This window comes from Pedobacter sp. AC212 (genome assembly GCF_979258625.1).
The window spans coordinates 739114-760279 of record NZ_OZ409870.1 but is presented as its reverse complement, the minus strand read 5'-3'; the positions used below and the strand labels follow the sequence as shown (position 1 = coordinate 760279).

Below are 21166 nucleotides of genomic sequence, written 5' to 3'. Positions count from 1 at the left end.
TAAATTATAAACGAAGCATCTCTGTAACATTATCATCGATTCACATATAATTAACTTTCTCTTTATTTACACAATGTTAAAATAACTTTAATTTGCTTAAAATTATTTTAACATATCATGGATACCAGAAGAGAATTTCTCCGTAAATCTTTACTGCTTTCAGGCGCAACAGGATTAGCATCCGTTATGCCTTCATCAATTCAAAAAGCATTTGCAATCGATCCGGCCCCGGGAAGTACGTTTCTAGATGCCGAGCATGTGGTGATCCTGATGCAGGAAAATAGATCTTTCGACCACACATTTGGAAGTTTACAAGGTGTTCGCGGTTTTAATGATCCGAGAGCGGTTACATTACCCAACCAAAAGCCAGTTTGGTTTCAAACTGATGCTGTGGGCAACACTTATGCCCCATTTCGTTTAAATATTAAAGACACCAAGGTAACCTGGATGGGCTCATTGCCACATTCAAGAGCCAGTCAGGTTGACGCCTATAATGAAGGCAAATACGATAAATGGTTAATTGCTAAAAAGCCAGGCAATAAAAACTATGCACACATGCCACTCACTTTAGGGCACTATGTACGCGAAGATTTGCCTTTCAATTACGCTTTGGCAGATGCCTTTACCATTTGTGATCAAAACTTCTGCTCGGGCATGACGAGCACTACGCCAAACAGGTCTTTCTTCTGGACGGGAAAAATCACCCATGAGGAAAATGGCATTTTAAAAGCAAACATCAGAAACGATGATTTCGCCTACGGAAAACATGTTTGGAAAACCTTTCCTGAATTATTGGAAGAGAACAAAATTGCCTGGAAGTTTTATCAAAATGAAACCAGTTGCGGCGGCGGTTTTAAAGGTGAGGAACGGGCTTGGCTGGCCAATTTCGGCTGTAACTTATTGGAGTTTTTCAAAGCTTATAATGTTAAGTTTAAAGATAAATATGTAGAAAACCTGCAAAAACTTGTTGATACGCTACCTGCGGAGATTAATAAACTGCAAGAAGAAAGCCCCTCAAGTGATGCGGCAGCGAAAAAAATCCAGAGTGATTTAAAAAATAAAATGAAAGCATTGGATGATGCCACTGCGGATTTAAAAACATGGAATGAAAAGAACTTTGCCAAATTAACAGATGAGGAGAAAAGTCTCTTTTATCGGGCTTTTGTGGTAAACAAGAACGACCCTAATTATAGAAGTATTTCTTCAATTAAATATGACGACAACGGCAAAGAAAGAGAAGTAACTGTTCCAAAAGGAGATGTTTTACATCAATTTAGAGCTGATGTAAACAGCGGCAAATTACCTACTGTTTCCTGGCTCGCCGGACCGCAAAATTTCTCCGATCACCCGAGTGCGCCTTGGTATGGTGCCTGGTTGGTATCGGAAGTGATGGACATCTTAACCAAAAACCCCGAAGTTTGGAAGAAAACCGTATTCATTGTAACTTATGATGAAAATGATGGCTACTACGATCATGTGGTTCCGTTTTCCATTCCCGACAATAATAAACCAGAAACCGGAAAAGTTTCTAAAGGCATTGATACCGAAGTGGAGCATGTGCGTTTGGCAAATGAGCTTAAACAAGGAGTACCAGAAAAGGGAGCCAGAGAAGCCCCGATTGGTTTGGGCTTTAGAGTGCCGATGCTGATTGCTTCGCCTTGGAGTAGAGGCGGCAAAGTAAATTCGCAGGTTTTTGACCATACTTCTACGCTACAATTTTTAGAAGAATTCGTTAACCGAAAATACAACAAGAACATCCGCATTGAAAATATTAGTGAATGGAGAAGAACGATTTGTGGAAACCTGACTTCTGCATTTACACCCTTCGATGCGGCTTCAGAGAAATTACCGTTTTTACAACGCGATGCTTTTGTTGAAACCATATTTAACGCAAAATTTAAGGAGGAACCTAAAATTTCAAAAGCTGTAACAGATGCCGACTTAAAAAATGTAGAATTGAACACGAATTTTGCCAATATAATGTCGCAGCAAGAAAAAGGTATCCGCAAGGCTTGTGCTTTACCTTATCAATTGGCCAGTGAGGGTGCACTTCTTGCGGATAAAAAAAGTTTCCAAATTAAAATGTCGGCCAGTACAAAGCTATTTGGTAAAGGTGCTGTTGGTGCACCCTTTACGGTGTATTCGCCAGCAAAATTTAAAGCTGGTGAGCAAGAACAAATTTGCAGAAATTGGAATTTCGCGGTCAAAGCCGATGATGAACTCACTTACAATTGGCCATTGGAAGCCTATGAGGATGAAAAATACCACTTGCGTTTAAACGGACCCAATGGATTTTTCCGTGAGTTTATGGGTACAGCAAACGATCCACTTTTAAGCATTTCGGCAGACCATGAGCTGAATCGCCTTACCAAAGTGCCAACAGGAAATATTAAGCTTCTAATAAAAAATGAGGGTTTGAAGGCGATAAGTTTCCAGGTGAACGACCTTGCTTATAAAAAAGGTACGATTAAGAAAACTATTGCAGCCAATGGTGAAGAAACAATAGTGTTGGATTTAAAGTCGAGTTTCGGCTGGTACGACTTTGAAATGACTGCTAACACATTTGATTCATTTGCGCAACGATTTGCAGGAAGAATAGAGACTGGCAAAGAAACCTATACCGATCCGCTGATGGGAAGAGTTTAGCTCATTTTAAACCTCGCAGGTTTTAAACCTGCGAGCTTGCTACTCGTAAACCAGAGTTTTATAGCACCATCTGTTGTTTTTAAACCTTATTGCAGCGATATCCTTTTTGTTGCATCAACATTCAAATTCAGCAGAGAAATGAACAAAAAGATTAAGCGAAAAGAAGGACTGACTATTTATTATTGCTTGTAACGTTGCTTTACAAATTATCTGTTTGTTATTATGTTCCAAATTGTTAGAAAATTTTAGCCTAATTCGAATTAATTATTTGCTTGGATATTATTTTCTGCCTAGTAAAAGAATTGTACCTTTGCGGCGTCACTAATAAGTTACGTAATGAGTAAAACCACTAGAAAGCAAGATGCGCTTGATTACCACTCGCAAGGCCGTCCGGGAAAGATACAAGTAGTACCTACAAAACCTACAAATTCGCAAAGAGACTTAACTCTTGCCTATTCTCCAGGCGTTGCAGAGCCATGTTTAAAAATTGCTGAGAATACAGAAGATGTTTATAAATATACCGCAAAAGGAAATCTTGTTGCGGTAATTAGTAATGGTACAGCCGTTTTAGGCTTAGGCGATATCGGTCCGGAAGCTGGCAAACCAGTAATGGAAGGCAAAGGTTTGCTATTTAAAATTTTTGCTGATATTGATGTGTTTGATTTAGAGTTAGATACCAAAAATGTTGATGATTTTGTTAAAATCGTTAAAGCTTTAGAGCCAACATTTGGTGGCGTTAACTTAGAAGATATTAAAGCGCCAGAATGTTTCGAAATCGAGCGTCGCTTGAAAGAGGAAATGAACATTCCGGTGATGCATGATGACCAACACGGTACAGCAATTATTTCTGCTGCAGCATTGTTAAACGCCTGCGAAATCATCAAGAAAAAAATGGACAAGATTAAAATTGTGGTTAACGGTGCTGGCGCCGCTGCAATTTCTTGTACTAAATTATATGTTTCTTTAGGTGCTAAAAAAGAGAATATCGTGATGTGCGATCGTTCTGGCGTAATCCGTAAAGACCGTGAAAAGCTCGATGCGATTAAAGCTGAGTTTGCTACTGACAGAAAAATCGATACTTTGGCCGAAGCCATGAAAGATTCTGATGTTTTCATCGGATTATCATCTGCTGATTGCGTAACTGTTGAGATGTTAAACTCGATGGCAAAAAACCCAATCGTGTTTGCAATGGCAAATCCGAATCCGGAAATTGCTTACGAATTGGCAATTAAAACGCGTAAAGATATTATTATGGCTACTGGCCGTTCTGATTATCCTAATCAGGTAAACAACGTTTTAGGTTTTCCATATATTTTCCGCGGTGCGCTTGATGTTCGTGCAACAAGCATTAACGAACCAATGAAAATTGCTGCCGTTAAAGCAATTGCCGAATTGGCGAAAAAATCGGTTCCTGAGGCGGTAAACTTAGCTTACAATGCCCGTAACCTTAAATTTGGTAAGGAATACATTATCCCAAAACCCGTAGATTTTAGGTTGATTACTGAAGTTTCTACTGCTGTAGCGAAAGCAGCAATTGAAAGTGGCGTAGCCCGTAAAATCATTACCGATTGGGATGCTTATAACGAAGAATTAAGAAAACGCTTAGGATTGGACGATGCCATTATGCGCTCGATTACAACCAAAGCTAAAATGGACCCTAAACGGGTAGTATTTGCTGAGGCAGACAACTATAAAATTTTAAAAGCTGCTCAAATTGTAAAGGATGATAATATTGCTATTCCGATCCTGTTAGGAAATAGAGAAAAAATTCAGGCCATTATTGATGAACATGCTTTAGAATTGGAAGGTGTAGAAATCATCGACCAAATGCAGAATCCTGAAAAAACGAAACTATACGCGGAATCACTATACAAAAAGCGTCAACGTAAAGGGATTTCATTAAACGATGCTACAAAATTATTGAGAGACCGTAATTATTACGGTGCATCGATGGTAGAATTTGGCGAAGCTGATGCCATGATTTCTGGTTTAACAAAAGATTACGGATCGACCATTAAACCTGCTTTACGAGTTATTGGTGTAGATCCAAGTGTAAAACGTGTGGCAGGAATGTACATGATGATGACTAAAAAAGGCCCGATCTTTTTTGGTGATACCACCGTTAACGTAGATCCGACTGCAGAAGAATTGGTAGATATTACGCTATTGCTTGATAAATCGGTAAAACAATTCAACATTAAACCTCGTATTGCATTATTATCGTATTCTAACTTTGGTTCGAATGATGGTGTAACGCCAAACAAGGTTAGAGAAACGGCCAGATTACTTCACAAAAACCATCCAGATGTGGTAGTTGATGGAGAAATGCAAGGAAACTTTGCTATCAATAACGATTTATTAAAAGAAAATTTCCCATTTAGTACACTTGCTAAAGAGCCTGCAAATACTTTGGTTTTCCCTAATTTAGAATCGGGTAACATTGCTTATAAACTGTTACAGGAACTTGGAGGTGCAGAAGCTGTTGGTCCTATTTTACTTGGATTAAACAAGCCTGTTCATATTGTTCAGTTAGGAAGTTCGGTGCGAGAAATCGTAAATATGGTTACTATTGCAGTAGTAGATGTTCAGGCTAAAGAAGAAATTGCCGATTCATCAAAACGAAAAGGTATATTTACAAAAACAAACAAAAAATAAACAGATTTCGGATGCTCACGGGTTTGGTCTAAAACTACAAGATCATGCTATTAAATCTAAAATCGTAAACTGTAAATCGAAATGTACGCCTATATTGATGGTAAATTGACGTTCAAAAACCCGGCATTTGTTGTGGTTGAAGCCGGAGGTATAGGCTATCATATTAACATTTCTTTAAACACATATAGCGCTTTGGGCGATGCAGAAAGGTGCAAATTGTACACCTGGCTACATGTAAAAGAAGATGCACATACATTATACGGCTTCGCCGATGAGGGCGAACGCCGTTTATTTTTACACCTCATATCCGTATCAGGAATTGGACCCAATACAGGAAGAATGATCTTATCTTCCATTACTCCAATTGAAATTCAAACAGCAATTGTTAAAGCAGATTACCCTCTAATACAGCGTATTAAGGGTTTAGGCGCAAAAACAGCGCAACGTTTGGTGTTGGAATTACAAGACAAGCTTAAAAAAGAAGGCGCAGATTCATTAATTTCTATGCCTCAACACAATACAGTGAAAGATGAAGCGTTATCTGCATTGGTAATGCTCGGATTCGCCAAACAAACAGCCGAAAAAACTATTGATCAGATTTTAAAAGGGACAGAAGGAACACTTTCGGTAGAGCAACTAATTAAACAAGCTTTAAAAAATTTATAGATCTAACGGCCTTTGAAGAGAATTTCTACACTCCTATTTCTCATCCCACTTTTCTTATTTGCTACTAAAAACGCCTTCTCTCAAGCTGTTCCGAGCAAAGCTGATACAGCTACGCTTAAAAATAACTTTGGCTTACGCGAAAAACAACTCCTTGGTTTAGGTTCATCAACCAATCCTTTTTATCCATTACCCAATAATGTTAAAAGGCTTGTAGAGTACGATGCAAAAAACAAAAGATACATTGTTAAAGAGCTAATTGGCGACAAATACGTTACGCAAACGCAGTACTTAACGATTGATGAATACTCACGTTTAGTAAATAGCGAAATTAAAAGGGGTAACTGGAGAAGTATTTCCAATGCAGAGGTTAGCGATTACCGCAATACAGGCATCATTCCGAAAATTCAGGTGAATAGTAAAGCCTTCGAAAAACTTTTCGGTGGAACTACAATTGATATTCAACCTCGTGGTGAAGCAGAATTAACTTTCCTCGGTCGGATAAATAAAAACGAAAATCCGCTTTTTAATGAACGTCAGCGGGTACAAACCAATTTTGATTTTAACCAAAGAATTCAAATGGATTTGGTTGGAAACATTGGTACTAAACTTAAAATAAGAAGCAATTACAATACTGAGGCCCAATTCGATTTCGAAAACCAGATTAAACTGGATTATACGGGCGGTGCCGATGATATCATCAAAAAAATCGAAGCTGGTAATGTGAGTTTGCCATTAAATACCTCATTAATTACAGGTACGCAAGCACTTTTTGGTCTAAAAACGCAATTACAATTTGGTAAACTCAGCGTAACAAGTGTTTACACACAACAAAAATCAGAATCAAGGGAGCTTCGCATTACAAATGGTGCGCAACAAAATGAATTTCGGGTAAGTGCAGATAGTTACGAAGCGAATAAACACTTCTTTTTAGCGCAGTATTTCCGCAATAATTACAACAAACATTTAGCAAACGCACCCATTATCACTTCTCCTATTCAAATTACTAAAATAGAGGTTTGGATTACTAATAAAGCGGGATCAACAACCGATTCGAGAGATGTTTTGGGTTTATTGGATTTGGGCGAAAACCAACCTTATAACAATACTTTGCTTACCGGTGGAACTTCCGGTTTACCTGCCGGGTCTACCGCAACAGGTTTCCCACAGCAATCAAACAACTTAGTTGCTCAATTAAATACTTTTCAGGGTGGGGCGGCCAGATTTACAAATTCTAATGCCGTTATTTCATTCTTTCAATCTACCGGTGTTACTGATAACTTTGCTAAACTTACTTACGCCAGAAAATTAACTGAACGGGAGTTTACTTTCCAGCCTCAATTGGGTTACATCTCGCTAAATAACCCCCTAAACGGAGATGAAGTTTTAGCGGTTGCCTATCGTTATACCTACAATGGTGTTGAATATCAAGTGGGTGAATTTTCTACCGATGTAAGTTTCGATGCAGCGAATCCTAAGGTGCTTTACGCAAAATTGCTAAAGAACGATATCAACAAAATCAATTTGCCAACCTGGGATTTGATGATGAAAAACATCTATTCCATTGGTGGATACCAGATTAGTCCGGTTAATTTTAAACTGGATATTTTTAGGATTGATAACGAAACTGGTGTAGAAAAACCCATCATGACTGAAGGGCAAAATACTGCTAATAAACAGTGGATTGCCTTAACAGAGTTCGATAGATTAAATCAACAGAACGAACGAAAACCTGATGGGATTTTCGATTTCGTGGCCTCCAATAATGCATTTGGCTCGTACTTTTCATCAAGCAGCCAAAACCTAAACAGTCCTTTTGGATCAAACCTTTCGAGCACAGGTTTAGCCGTTTTAGCCAACAACACCAATACCGGTTATATTACTATCGATCCGGCAAATGGTAGAATTATTTTCCCTTTAATAGAACCTTTTGGAAAGGATTTAGCTTCGAAGTTTCTGCCAAGCGAGCAAGCGTTAATTGATAAATATACGTTTACGGCACTTTACGACTCAACGCAAACCATAGCCAAGCAGCTTTTTCAAAATCAAAATCGTTATGTTTTAAAAGGTAATTACCAATCAGAAATTTCATCGGAGTTTAGCTTAAATGCAATCAATGTTCCCGAAGGTTCGGTAAAGGTTTTTGCTGGTACAATGCCTTTAACTGAAGGGGTAGATTTTACTGTTGATTATCAGGGTGGAAGAGTAAGTATCATTAATCAAGCTTTGCTTACTTCTGGCCAGCCAATAAGAATTACAACCGAAAACAACGAATTATTTGGGCTTCAACAACGGTCGCTTTTTGGAACGCGTTTAGATTATCGTGTAAATAACAAGCTGAATTTGGGTGGTACGATCATGAACCTGACCGAAAAGCCACTTACGCAAAAAGTAAATTTAGGCGAAGAACCTATTTCCAACACCATTTGGGGTGCAGATATTAATTACAGTTCACCATCAAGATTTTTGACCAAGCTCGTAGACAAACTGCCGTTTTTATCTACTAAAGCACCATCAAGTGTTAATTTTTATGGGGAGTATGCTCAACTTATTCCTGGCCACCCAAGGGCCTTAAACTTTGCTGGTAGTAGAAATGGGGTAAGTTACCTGGACGATTTCGAAGCATCACGATCAATTATAGATTTGAAAAGCGCTATCTCCTGGCAGCTTTCAGGAACGCCACAAGATTTCGCTGAATCGCAATTGGTTGATAATTTGGAATATGGATACAACAGAGCGAGAATCGCTTTTTATAATATCGATCCTACGTTTTATAATTCTGCAGCATCTACCACGCCAGCAAACATTCGGAATAACAGAAACGAACTTTCTAATCACTACGTAAGGGAAGTAATTGAGCAGGAAGTGTTCCCATTCAAAGAAACCGCAACCGGGCAGGCTTTGAACATCACTACTTTGGATGTGGCTTATTATCCAACCGTTCGTGGTCCTTACAACTATGTTACTACCGGCTTTCAGCCCGACGGAAGGTTTATTGCTCCAAGAACCAAATGGGGTGGTTTCCAACGTAAAATCGAAACCAATGATTTTGAAGCCTTAAACGTAGGTTTTATCGAATTTTGGGTGCTTGATCCATTCATTTATAACAAATCAAATACCGCAGGTGGCGATCTTTTTTTCAATCTTGGTAATATTTCAGAAGATATTTTAAAAGACGGACGGAAATCATTGGAAAATGGTTTGCCCGCAGGCGAAGACCCATCTAAATATGATGTAACCAATTGGGGAAGAGTACCCAAATTACAACCGGTAATCCAGGCTTTCGATAACGATCCAGATGCCAGAAGGGCGCAAGATGTGGGTTTAGATGGTTTATCAGATGCGAATGAAAAAACAAAGTTTGCCACAGCCATCAATCAAATCAAAGCACAATTAAATGGCACCGCAGCAGCACTTATCGATGCCGATCCATCATCAGATAACTATACCTATTTCAGAGGTCCGCAATTGGACGCCATTAATGCTGGCATTTTGAAGCGTTACGAGAAATATAATGGTCCAGAAGGAAACTCAAAAACTTCACAACAATCTCAGGAAGAACTCGGCATCGAAAATTCTGCATCAACAGCATTGCCTGATGGTGAAGATATCAATCGCGACAACAACATGACGCAGAGCGATGAGTACTTTCAATACAAAGTTTCTATGCGCCAGAACGATTTAGTGGTAGGCCAGAATTTTGTTACGGATAAAGTGACCTCGCAGGTTAAGCTGGCAAACGGAAATACGCAGGCTGCAACCTGGTACCAATTCCGTGTGCCAATCTCCCAATATCAAAAGAAAGTAGGTAACATTCAGGATTTCAAATCCATTCGTTTTTTCAGAATGTTTATGACCAACTTTGCTGATACGACCATTTTACGTTTCGCCAAATTGCAGCTAATTCGTGGTGAATGGAGAGAATTCAATGCCAAAAATGAAGCCGACGAAGTGATTGTTGATCCATCGCTACCGGCTTTAACTCCAGATAATTCTACCATCGAGGTTTCTACGGTAAACATTGAAGAAAACGGTAAACGTTCTCCAATCCCTTATGTTACTCCTCCAGGCATTTTGCGTGAGCGTGATTACTCTAACTACAGGGGCGATACCCGTTTAAATGAACAATCGCTTTCTGTAACGGTAAAAAACCTACGTGATGGTTACGGGCGCTCGGCCTTTAAAACTGCTTACAGCGACTTCAGATCGTATAAGCGTTTAGAAATGTTTGTCCATGCTGAGGCGGTAAATAATCAGATATTAAATGATAGAGATGTTGCGGCGTTTTTAAGAATCGGTACCGACAATCAGGATAACTACTACGAATATGTGATGCCATTGAAGATTACGCAGCCAGGCACAAGCGATCCAGATGCGATATGGCCAGAAGCCAACCGGATGGATATTGATTTAACCTTATTCCAAAATGCCAAACTTGCCCGTAACGTGGCAAAACAAAGCAGCGGACAGCCATGGCCAATTAACGTTCCCTTCACTTACACTGATGGCGACAGAACCATTGTAGTTAAGGGCCAGCCAGATATGAGTAAAGTAAGGGTTTACATGTTGGGTGTTAAAAATCCGTTACGTGGTTTAGCCAATGCAGAAGCTGATGACGGTTTGGATAAAAATGCTTTGATTTGGTTTAATGAGATGCGTTTAACGGAATTTGATGAACGCGGTGGTTGGGCAGCAACGGCAAGGTTGAACCTAAAACTCGCAGATTTTGCCGATGTTAATATTTCTGGAAGTAAATCGACCATTGGTTTCGGAACCATTGATTCGAAAGTGAGCGAACGTAACCGGGCAGATAATGTGCTGTTGGATGTATCATCGGCGGTTGAATTAGGTAAATTTTTGCCGCAAAAATCAGGCGTCAAAATTCCGATGTTTGTAAACTATTCGAAACAGGTTTCTACGCCGCAGTTTAATCCGCGTACACCAGATATCGAATTAAAAAATGCACTCGATCAATCTACAAAAGCGCAAAAAGATTCTATTTTAAACTTCTCGCAGGATTATACCATTCGTAGAGGAATTAACTTTACCAATGTGCGTAAAGAACGCACTAACAATAGTAAACCGGTTCGCCTTTGGGATATTGAAAACTTTGCAGTGAGTTATGCTTTCACTGAATATAATCACCGCGATTTTATCAATCAAAGTAGTATTCAGAATACCTACAGAGGCTCGCTTCAATATAGCTATGCCAAAGAAGCGAAAACTTATGCTCCTTTCGAAAAGATTATTAAATCGAATATGTTGGCGCTGGTTCGCGATTTTAATTTCAGCATTTTCCCTAGTGCCATTAATTTTAGAATAGATGTTGACCGTTTATATTCAGAAAATACCTTAAGGAATAACGACCCTAACAATTCCATCCCTATTTACCAGAATGGGTTTGGAACTACTTTCAACAAGAACTTTAGAATGAGCAGAATTTATGGCATTGCCTGGAATTTAACCCGCTCATTACAGCTTGATTTTAATGCCACCAACTACTCCATCATCGATGAACCAGATGGAAGGTTAGAAGGTTTAAAACGCGATACCGTTTGGCAAAACTTAAAACGATTAGGCCGTACAACTGATTATAATCACAACTTAAATGTAACTTACAACCTGCCAATTGATAAAATTCCAGGCATGAATTGGGTAACGGTTAAAACACGTTACGGAACCAACTTTAACTGGCAAACCGAACCTTTATCTACCCTTTTAGATCCAAATATCAATTTAGGAAACACTATCCAAAACAGCAGAAATCTTCAGGTTAACCCAAGCTTGAATTTGGTTACGCTTTACAACAAATTTGGGTTCATCAGAAATGCAGGGAATAATCAAGATGGCGCAAAAGTTAAAAACTTCTTCATTAATTTATTAACCAGTGTTAAAAATTTAAATGCCAATTACGTTCAAACCAAAGGAATATTTTTGCCAGGTTACTTACCAACTACAAAGTATTTTGGAATTGACAACGCAACGGGCGCTCCTGGTTTAGGATTTGCTTTTGGTAGTCAACGCGATATTCGTGATATGGCCTTAAACAACGGGTGGTTAACAACCGATACTTTGCAGACGCAATTATATGTAAATACATTAAGAGAAGATTTGCAGTTTACTGGCCAGATAGAACCTTTTAAAGATTTGCGCATTACATTAAGAGCAAATAAAGCACAAACCCGAAATTTTTCTACCAATTTTAGGTACGAGGCCAGCGTAGGTTCATTTGAGAATTTGAGTGCCATCACCACCGGTGATTATAGCATTTCATACATCGCCTTGGGAACAGCGTTTAAAGAAAAAAACTCGAGTATCATCTCTACTTTGTTTAACCAGTTTATGGCAAACCGAATTATTGTTTCGAGGAGGCTGGGTGCACAAAATCCAAATTCTGGAGGACAAACGGCTGGTTATGCAGACGGTTATAGTAAGGAAAGTCAGGATGTAATTATTTCGGCTTTTATGGCAGCATATACCGGAAAAGATCCTGGTAAAATGAAGCTCAATGCTTTCCCTCGTATTCCGCTGCCAAACTGGACCTTAACTTATAATGGTTTAACCAGGATCCCTTTCATTGCCGATAAATTTTCTTCTGTAGATATTCGTCATGGTTATCGTTCAGCCTATAATATCAATGGTTTTAATTCCTTGTTGAGGTATGAAGAAAGTAATGGTTTCTCTGTAAATAGAGATGCAAATAATAATTTCTTGCCAGAATATCAGTTTGCTCAAGTTACCATTTCTGAATATTTTTCTCCATTGATTGGTGTAGATACAAGATTTAAAAATAACCTAACCGCAACTTTCGAGTTGAACAGATCGAGGTTGTTAGGCTTAAGTTTGGCTAATAGTCAATTGGCTCAGCTTTCTGAAAACAATATGGTTTTAGGTTTGGGTTACCGGACCAACAAATTCCGTTTTCCATTTGGATGGTTTAAAAGCCTAAAACTGGATAACAATATGGATTTTAAATTGGACGTAGCCATTCGTGATAATAAAACGGTTATTTATCGTGCCGATGTAACTGAGGCTGAAATTTCATCTGGAGCGAAGAACATTACTTTAAGACCTAGTGTTGATTACGTTTTGAATCAAAAATTCAACATCAAATTATTTTACGATTCAAACATTACAAAACCTTATACTTCGCAAACGTTTAATACTGCTTTTAGCAATTTCGGTTTCAGTTTGAGATTTACATTGAATTAGAAGAAATCATTCTAGTGATTAGGGATGAAATTTCAAAAATAAATAGCAGTACCTATTGAAAAAATCTTCGATATAAAGGAATGGAGCTATATAACTTTATGGCTACCATTACTTTTCAAAATGCCTTCAGACTCTGTACCAGCTAATTAATCTGTTATACGCAACAATCATAAATCTTAGAATTTGTAGTTGTAATTAGTCGAAACAAAACAATCTGGCTAAATTCTTGTTCATTTCATTCAAATGGAAAACAATAATATAGCTATCCCTAAAATTATGGGACTGGATGAGCAGGAAATTAAAGCACTTGAATTGATAGCAGAAGGTTTGACCTATAGTGAAATTAGCCAAAAACTCAACTTAAATGAGAATAAAATTGAATCTATAAGGAAAAACCTGATGGTTAAAACCAAAACAAAGAACAGCGCTTCATTAGTGTCGTTTGCTTATAAGTACGGCTTGCTTAAGATATAATAAAAGCCTCTCAACTTTTTGAAAAGGCTTTTAAAATATTTGGTTAGAAAAAACGCTCTGCTATAAGCATAGCAAAGCGTTACTATTTAATCTATCGTCCCGAATAAATTAACATTACAAACTTATCGAGTTTCGTTTATTCGCTAAATAGCCTTTTTGGGCCATTAACATTTTATTTTTTATCCATATGCCAGGCACATCTTTCCCTAGCAAGCTATAAGTCCAACCTTAGGCGATGCTAACTGATAACCTGGTAAAATTCTTTACCACAATAACATTTCAACATTCCAACATATTAGCTAACTTTGGCAAAACTAATTTATAAGAAATGAATTTTCCATCAGAATTAAAATACACTAAAGACCACGAGTGGGTTAAGGTTGAAGGCAATGAAGCATTTATCGGCATTACTGATTTCGCACAACGCGAATTAGGCGATATCGTTTATGTTGACATCAACAGCGTAGGCTCTGAAGTAACTAAAGAAGAAGTTTTCGGTACAGTTGAAGCAGTAAAAACAGTTTCAGATTTATATATGCCGGTAACAGGTACTGTTTTAGAGATCAATTCAGAATTAAATGATAATCCAGAGTTGGTTAATAGCGACCCTTATGGTAAAGGTTGGATGGTTAAAGTTTCATTATCTGATTTAGCTGAAGTAGAAGAATTATTAACTGCAGAAGCTTATCAAGCTTTAGTAGGCGCTTAATTTATCATATTTTGTACGAAGCACTGAAACGACAAAAATGGGCCATCTTCTGGACAATTGTTGTCTTGGTGCTTTGTAATATTAAATTACCCGATTCGGAAGGAAATGGATTTTTCTTCAAAGGTTTTGATAAAATGGCCCACCTGGGCTTTTTCTTTATACTTTCTGTTTTATTATTCTATGGGAAGATAAAATATCAAAATAATTATGGTTTTAGAACGTTAACCATTTTTAAAATCATTTTGATTAATGCCATTATCGGCGGTACCATCGAAATATTACAGTGGAAAGTATTCACCTATCGCTCGGCAGAATGGTGGGATTTTGGCTGCGATATGTTGGGCGCTTTGATGGCCGTATTCAGTTACATATTACTTCACAAATTAAATCTTAATGAAAAAAATACTTAGTTTACTCATCGTTGGTGCATGCTTAAGCTTAAGTGGCTGCAGTATTTTTAAAAAAGGTTGTAACTGTCCAAAAGTTTATTATAAACCTTATCCTTCTCAAATTAGATAAATTCTATCGCTCGATTATCTCTTACGGCTACATCCCACCTGCTGTATTTAAAATGTTACCAAGCATTTAACACATCTTAACCAAACCTTTTAAACTTCGCTTAGTCTGATAGCTTAGTTTTGTATTAATATCTAATTTTTTCTAATGAAAAAGAACGTTCAAAGAGCAGTTTTTATTGTTCTTATTTTTTGCGGTTACTTCGCTCAAGCTCAAAATACCGGCGCTATTACTGGCAAAGTAGTCAGTGCTAAAGATAAAAAACCAGTTGATTACGCAACCATTGCGGTAAGAAGTTTAAAAGATTCGGCAGTTGTGGCTTCTGGCCAAAGCGATCCTGATGGAACGTTTAGCTTTAAAGCTATAGCCCCAGGAAAATACCGCATTTACGCAGCCTTTTTAGGGTTAAAAACGGCCACCAAAGATATTGAAGTGGCCAAGACCACTGTTAATGCCGGCGAAATTGCCATGACCGATGATGGACTTGACTTAAAGGATGTAAATGTTACGGCAAGTATTCCTGTGGTTGTTAAAACCGACACATTAGAATTTGATGCCAAATCAATTAAAGTGAGAGAAAATGCCGTGGTGGAAGATGTTTTAAAGAAACTCCCTGGTGTAGAAGTGGCAAAAGATGGAAGTATTAAAGCACAAGGTGAAACCGTTACGAAGGTTAAAGTAGATGGCAAGGAATTTTTCGGAAGTGATCCGCTTTTGGCTACAAAAAACCTTCCTGCAGATATGGTTGATAAAATTCAAGTGATTGATGAAATGTCTGAACAGTCGCAATTTTCTGGCGTTGATGATGGTACCCGAAGCAAGATCTTGAACATTACTACCAAAGCTGGAATGAAAAAAGGCTATTTTGGCAATAGCAGCATCGGTTATGGAACCAACGAAAGATATGATGCCAATATTAACGTAAACAAATTTGATAACGACCAACAATTCAGCGTAATTGGACAATTTAACAATGTAAACAAACAAAGCTTTGGCCAGGGTAACGGTGTTGGAAATGGTTTTGGCGGCGGTGGCCGTGGCAACTTTGGTGGTGGCGGTAGTGGCGCCGGTAGCGGAGGTATTACCAATACCAATGCTGGCGGTTTAAACTTTGCCGATACCTATAAAGACGGAACTCAAATTCAAGGTAGTTACTTTTTTAACCGATCGGATGTATCCAACCAGCAAACCAGTTTTACCCAAAACTTATTGGGAAACTCGATTACCACCGTTAACAATACCGCAGATAACAATACAGATCGAATCAATCATAGGTTTAATTTTATGATTGATACCAAGCTGGATTCATCAACAACAATTAAGATTCAGCCAAATGTTTCATTTACAGAATCTGATGCAACGAACTTAAGTACTTACAACAGAAATTTAATCGCTACTTCAACTACTGGAGATCAGCGCTATATTAGCAATTCAACCACGCCAAACATTGCTAATAATTTATTGATTCGTAAGAAGTTCAAAAGACGTGGCAGAACGATATCATTAAACGTAAATACCAGCATCAATAACAATGATGCAGATACTTACAATTATATCTCTGAAAGTAACACGGTGAATAATGTTACTACTCCATCACTTATTGATCAGTTGAATAAAGTAAATAGCAATTCGATTAATAACACGGCAAGAGTAGTTTACACCGAACCGCTTTCTAAAACAACAAGCCTGGAGCTAAATTACCAAAATGGCTATGCTCATGATAATCAAGGCAGACAAGTTCTGGATTTTAACTCAGCAAGCGGGCAGTATGATTTAGTTAATTTAGATTATACCAACATTTACGAAAACCAGACTTTAACAAATGCTGCAGGTGTAAGTTACACCACGAACGAGAAAAAATACAATTGGAATATCGGCTTAGCTGCTCAAAAAACCAACCGGGTAAATACCAATGTGACCACTGGTATGGTTAGAACTCAAAACTTTATCAATTTAACTCCTTCAGCTAACTTCAGATACAACTTTAGTAATGCCAGAAGATTAAATATACGATACAGAGGAAACACACAACAGCCAAGCATTAATCAAATTCAACCAATTCCTGATAATACCAATACGCAAAGTGTATTTGTGGGTAACCCTTTATTGAAACCAGCTTTTAATAATAATTTAACCATTAATTACAATAATTTCGACTTTGCAAAGAGCAGGATGTTTTTCGCGTTCATCAATTTAAGCCAAACATTCAACGCTATTGGAAACAGTAGTCAATTGGTTACAGACCAAAGTGATGTGGACTTTGGTAAAATCAGAACTACCTATGTAAATGTTGATGGTGTTTACTCTGGTACTGGAAGCGTAAATGTGGGTTTACCACTTCTCCCTGAACGTAAATTAAATTTAAATGCATCGTTAAATGCAAATTACAACCGAAACGTAAACTTTACTACAGCCAATAACAACCCTGCAGATTTAGTAAGAAATATTACCAATACTTACGCATTAACAAATCGCTACAGTTTGGTAACCAATTTTGATAAGTTCGATTTAACCGGAGGTATTTCTGGAACATACAACAGGGCCACGTATTCCGCTAATCCTGGTCAAACCACAAACTTTTATACGCTAAACCCAAGTTTCGATATTAGTTATGTATTCCCTGGAAATATCCGTTTAGCCATTGATTTGGATTATATTAAAAACACTGGCCGTGGCGAAGGTTATAACACCGAATTTACTTTGGTAAACTCTTACATCAGCCGTCAGTTCTTTAAAAATAGAGGGACATTTAAAGTTGCAGTAAATGATGCTTTTAACCAGAATCAAGGGATTAGCAGAACAGCTACCAACAATACCATTACCGATTTAAATTATAATGTTTTAAAGAGATACTTTATGTTCTCGTTTACTTACTCATTAACCCGCATCGGCGGAAGAAATATGAGTGGCGATATGCAGATGCCAAATCAAGGCGGAGGCGGCGGTCAGCGAATGAGAATGTAAGCTCAAAAAATTATTTAAAGTCTCGGTTTAGTAGCCGAGACTTTTTTTTAGTTCCAATTTATAACTGTTAAATCAACAGTTATGTATTTCAATTGTTACTTAAATCAAATAAACCTTTAATATCGTTGTTAGTCTCTATTTTTAAACCAGGAAACTAACCGAATGAAACAACTCTTTACCCTAATTTGTATTTTATTTTCATGCTATGCCTTTGCCCAAAACAATGGTTCTGTAAGTGGGCGTGTACTTCAATCAAAAGATAAAAAACCTATAGATTATGCATCTTTAGCCGTTAAAAATCTGTCAGACTCGAGCATGGTTGGTGCGGTGAGTACTACTGAAGATGGAAAATTTATTTTGAAGGGCCTTAAACCCGGCGACTACCGGATATATGCAGCCTTTCTGGGCTTGAAAAACACGACAAAAGATTTCGCGATTACAGCTGACAAACCGAATGCTGATGTTGGAGATATTATACTAGAAGGCGGGGCGATTGATCTTCAAACCGTTGAGATTAAGGCGGAGGTTCCACCGATTGTGGTAAAAAAGGATACGCTGGAATTTAATGCAAGCTCATTTAAAGTAGTGGAAAATGCAGTGGTAGAAGATTTACTAAAAAAGCTTCCAGGTGTTGAAGTAGACAAGGCAGGAACCGTAAAAGCTCAAGGTGAAACCATTACTAAAGTACGGGTAGATGGAAAAGAATTTTTTGGCAACGATCCACTATTGGCCACTAAAAACTTACCCGCCGATATGATTGATAAAATTCAGATTATCGATGAACTTTCTGATCAGGCTCAATTTACAGGAATTGACGATGGCACACGAACCAAGATCATTAACATCACCACTCGAAAAGACAAGAAAAACGGTTACTTCGGAAATACCACAGCTGGTTATGGCTCAGACGATCGATATGATATCAATGCCAATATCAACCATTTTGATCAGGATAGAAAGCTAAGCGTAATTGCTCAATTCAATAACGTAAATAAACAAAACTTCGGTGGCGGCTTAGGCGGTGGAAATGGCGGGAATAATGGAGGCAGAGGTGGCATAACCGATACAAAAGCTGCAGGTTTTAATTATAATGATACTTATTCCGATCAAACAGAAGTAAGCGTTAACTACTTCGTTAATAAATCTGAAAATCTAATCCTGAGGAATAGTGTTACCCAAAACTTTCTAGGTGATGTGACCACAATATTTAATAACAATCAAACGAATAATTCAGAGCGATTGAACCACCGTTTGGGTTTCATGGTTGATACCAAAATCGACTCACTTACTTCATTAAGGATCCAACCTAACATCAGTTATACCAATAACGAATCCCTAAATTTTAGTGAATATACCCGGGATTACAATACTTACCGCATTAATGGGTCGCAAACATTAACCAACCACGGTACATCTCCTTCCATTAGTAATAACATTTTGCTAAGAAAAAAATTCATGCGTCGCGGCAGAACATTATCATTGAATTTAAATACCAACATTAACAACAACGACAGTGAAAATTACAATGATAATCCTGAGACGAGAATTGAAGGGACGGTAGCCACTCAAAAACGCACCAACCAGTTAAACGATCAGGAAAGTGAATCCATCAACCAAAATACGCGTTTGGTATATACCGAGCCATTGAGCAATACATTAAGTTTCGAGCTGAATTATCAAAACGGATATAACCACAACACATCCGATCGGTTTACATACAATTTCAATCCTGCAACACTACAATACGATTTGCTCGATCAAACTTTTAGTAATTCTTATGAGAACACTATTTTAACCAACACCGCGGGTTTCAGTATTAATAAATCAGCAAAAAAATACAATTGGAATGCGGGTATGGCAGTTCAAAATACCGATCGAACGAACAACAACATTACCCGTGGATTTATCCTAAAGCAGAATGTATTTAACTATACGCCATCGGCCATGTTTAGGTATAACTTTAGTAATAGCAAAAGATTGGTTTTCAATTATCGGGGCAGAACCAATCAGCCCACTATACAGCAATTGCAACCTATTCCCAACAATACCAACACTCAAAATATTCCAGTCGGTAACCCCGATTTAAGGCCTGAATTTGATAATACATTGAGAATTGCCTACAACACTTTCACCGTGGGCAAAAATAGATCGCTTTTTGTAAACATCAACCTTATCCAAACCTCAAATAAAATAGCCAACAGCAGTAGTTTAATTCAAAGTGGACCAGATCAAGGCAAGCTAGCCATTACGCCAGTAAACGTAAACGGCGTGTATGCAGGTAGCGTGTCTTCATCATTAAGCCTCCCTTTAATGAGCGAGAATAAACTTAACTTTCACATTAACGTTTCAGGTAACTACGATCGCGATGTAAACTTCACCAATTCATTAAGAAACATCACCAACAGCTGGTCTATCACCAACGGTTACCGCCTGGTTTCTAATTTGGATAAGCTTGATTTAACGGCTGGTGTTAATGGTTCAATCAATCGTGCTACCTATTCTGTTCAACCAAATTCGAACACCCGTTTCTATACCTTCAGTCCAAATGTAAGTGTAAGTTATCTTTTCCCTGGCGATATCCGCTGGTCTGTAGATGCCCATTATAATCAGAATACCGGTCGCGGAGAAGCCTTTGACACTCATTTCACTTTGGTAAATTCTTACATTAGCAAACAGTTTTTTAAAAACCGCGGTACTTTCAAGGCTGCTGTAAACGATTTGTTAAATGAAAATCAGGGGATAAGCAGAACGGCAAACAACAACACCATACAAGATGTAAGCTTTAATGTGCTTAAACGTTATTTCATGTTTTCATTTACTTACTCGCTTAATAGAATGGGTGGCAAAAATCGAATCAGAGGAAATGAAGGTGGCGAAGGACGCCGACGTGGAGGTGAAGGAGGTTTTGGCGGCGGCCGACAACGCAATTAATCATTATTTAGTAAAACAAGATTTTTAACAGCAATGTTAACAGTCGTTATTTGGAATAAATCTAAAGAAAGGGTAACTTGCGCCTCAATTCAGCACATGAATAACCTAAGAGTAAAGGGATGATAAAGATCAAGAACTCGAAGGCTACGAAATACGAGTAAACAAGATCATATAATGAAACTTTCCAATCTAAAAGTAGGCGAAAAGGGCACTATCATTTCATTTACAGATCTCGATTTATCTGTTAAATTAATGGAAATGGGTTGCTTGCCTGGCGAGGTGGTAGAAGTAGAACGTTTTGCTCCGCTCGGCGATCCGATGGCTATTCGAGTTGCTGGATATCAGTTATGTTTGCGCAAAAGCGAAGCTGATGTTATTATCATTCAATAAATAAGC

Annotated in this window: 10 protein-coding genes; all 10 read left to right on the top strand. The window is 38.0% G+C overall.

Annotation, left to right across the window (positions count from 1 at the left end):
- The first annotated feature begins 117 nt into the window (after positions 1–117).
- The 10 genes from ACZZZC_RS03225 (at position 118) to ACZZZC_RS03180 (ending at position 21160) form a co-directional block, all read left to right on the top strand.
- Positions 118–2646, top strand: coding sequence for a phosphocholine-specific phospholipase C (locus ACZZZC_RS03225; protein WP_463484813.1), 2529 nt, complete (start codon positions 118–120; stop codon positions 2644–2646).
- A 336-nt stretch (positions 2647–2982) separates the two neighbouring features.
- On the top strand, positions 2983–5301 hold the full coding sequence (locus ACZZZC_RS03220; protein WP_463484812.1) for an NADP-dependent malic enzyme: 2319 nt from the start codon (positions 2983–2985) through the stop codon (positions 5299–5301).
- An 81-nt stretch (positions 5302–5382) separates the two neighbouring features.
- Positions 5383–5967 (top strand): Holliday junction branch migration protein RuvA, encoded by a 585-nt coding sequence (gene ruvA / locus ACZZZC_RS03215; RefSeq protein ID WP_463484811.1) that lies wholly within the window; start codon positions 5383–5385, stop codon positions 5965–5967.
- A 12-nt stretch (positions 5968–5979) separates the two neighbouring features.
- Positions 5980–13176, top strand: coding sequence for a T9SS outer membrane translocon Sov/SprA (sov, locus tag ACZZZC_RS03210; protein WP_463484810.1), 7197 nt, complete (start codon positions 5980–5982; stop codon positions 13174–13176).
- Positions 13177–13419: 243 nt separating this feature from the next.
- Positions 13420–13650 (top strand): response regulator transcription factor, encoded by a 231-nt coding sequence (locus tag ACZZZC_RS03205; RefSeq protein WP_463484809.1) that lies wholly within the window; start codon positions 13420–13422, stop codon positions 13648–13650.
- Positions 13651–13978: 328 nt separating this feature from the next.
- Complete coding sequence (gene gcvH / locus ACZZZC_RS03200; protein WP_463484808.1) at positions 13979–14359, top strand: glycine cleavage system protein GcvH; 381 nt, start codon at positions 13979–13981, stop codon at positions 14357–14359.
- Between the two features lie 11 nt (positions 14360–14370).
- Positions 14371–14769, top strand: a complete 399-nt coding sequence (locus tag ACZZZC_RS03195) for a VanZ family protein (protein ID WP_463484807.1) — start codon at positions 14371–14373, stop codon at positions 14767–14769.
- Between the two features lie 253 nt (positions 14770–15022).
- The gene (locus tag ACZZZC_RS03190; protein ID WP_463484806.1) at positions 15023–17839 is read left to right on the top strand and encodes an outer membrane beta-barrel family protein; all 2817 of its coding nucleotides are present in this window, start codon (positions 15023–15025) and stop codon (positions 17837–17839) included.
- Between the two features lie 162 nt (positions 17840–18001).
- A complete protein-coding gene (locus tag ACZZZC_RS03185) occupies positions 18002–20770 on the top strand; it encodes an outer membrane beta-barrel protein (RefSeq protein ID WP_463486598.1) in 2769 nt (922 codons plus the stop codon).
- Positions 20771–20944: 174 nt separating this feature from the next.
- Positions 20945–21160, top strand: a complete 216-nt coding sequence (locus ACZZZC_RS03180) for a FeoA family protein (protein ID WP_010600239.1) — start codon at positions 20945–20947, stop codon at positions 21158–21160.
- The last annotated feature ends 6 nt before the right edge of the window (positions 21161–21166 follow it).

Bases quoted from the DNA above. Each gene is read 5' to 3' on its own strand.
- ACZZZC_RS03225 (WP_463484813.1), top strand. From the start codon at position 118: ATGGATACCAGAAGAGAATTTCTCCGTAAATCTTTACTGCTTTCAGGC.
- ACZZZC_RS03220 (WP_463484812.1), top strand. From the start codon at position 2,983: ATGAGTAAAACCACTAGAAAGCAAGATGCGCTTGATTACCACTCGCAA.
- ruvA (WP_463484811.1), top strand. From the start codon at position 5,383: ATGTACGCCTATATTGATGGTAAATTGACGTTCAAAAACCCGGCATTT.
- ACZZZC_RS03205 (WP_463484809.1), top strand. From the start codon at position 13,420: ATGGAAAACAATAATATAGCTATCCCTAAAATTATGGGACTGGATGAG.
- gcvH (WP_463484808.1), top strand. From the start codon at position 13,979: ATGAATTTTCCATCAGAATTAAAATACACTAAAGACCACGAGTGGGTT.
- ACZZZC_RS03190 (WP_463484806.1), top strand. From the start codon at position 15,023: ATGAAAAAGAACGTTCAAAGAGCAGTTTTTATTGTTCTTATTTTTTGC.
- ACZZZC_RS03185 (WP_463486598.1), top strand. From the start codon at position 18,002: ATGAAACAACTCTTTACCCTAATTTGTATTTTATTTTCATGCTATGCC.
- ACZZZC_RS03180 (WP_010600239.1), top strand. From the start codon at position 20,945: ATGAAACTTTCCAATCTAAAAGTAGGCGAAAAGGGCACTATCATTTCA.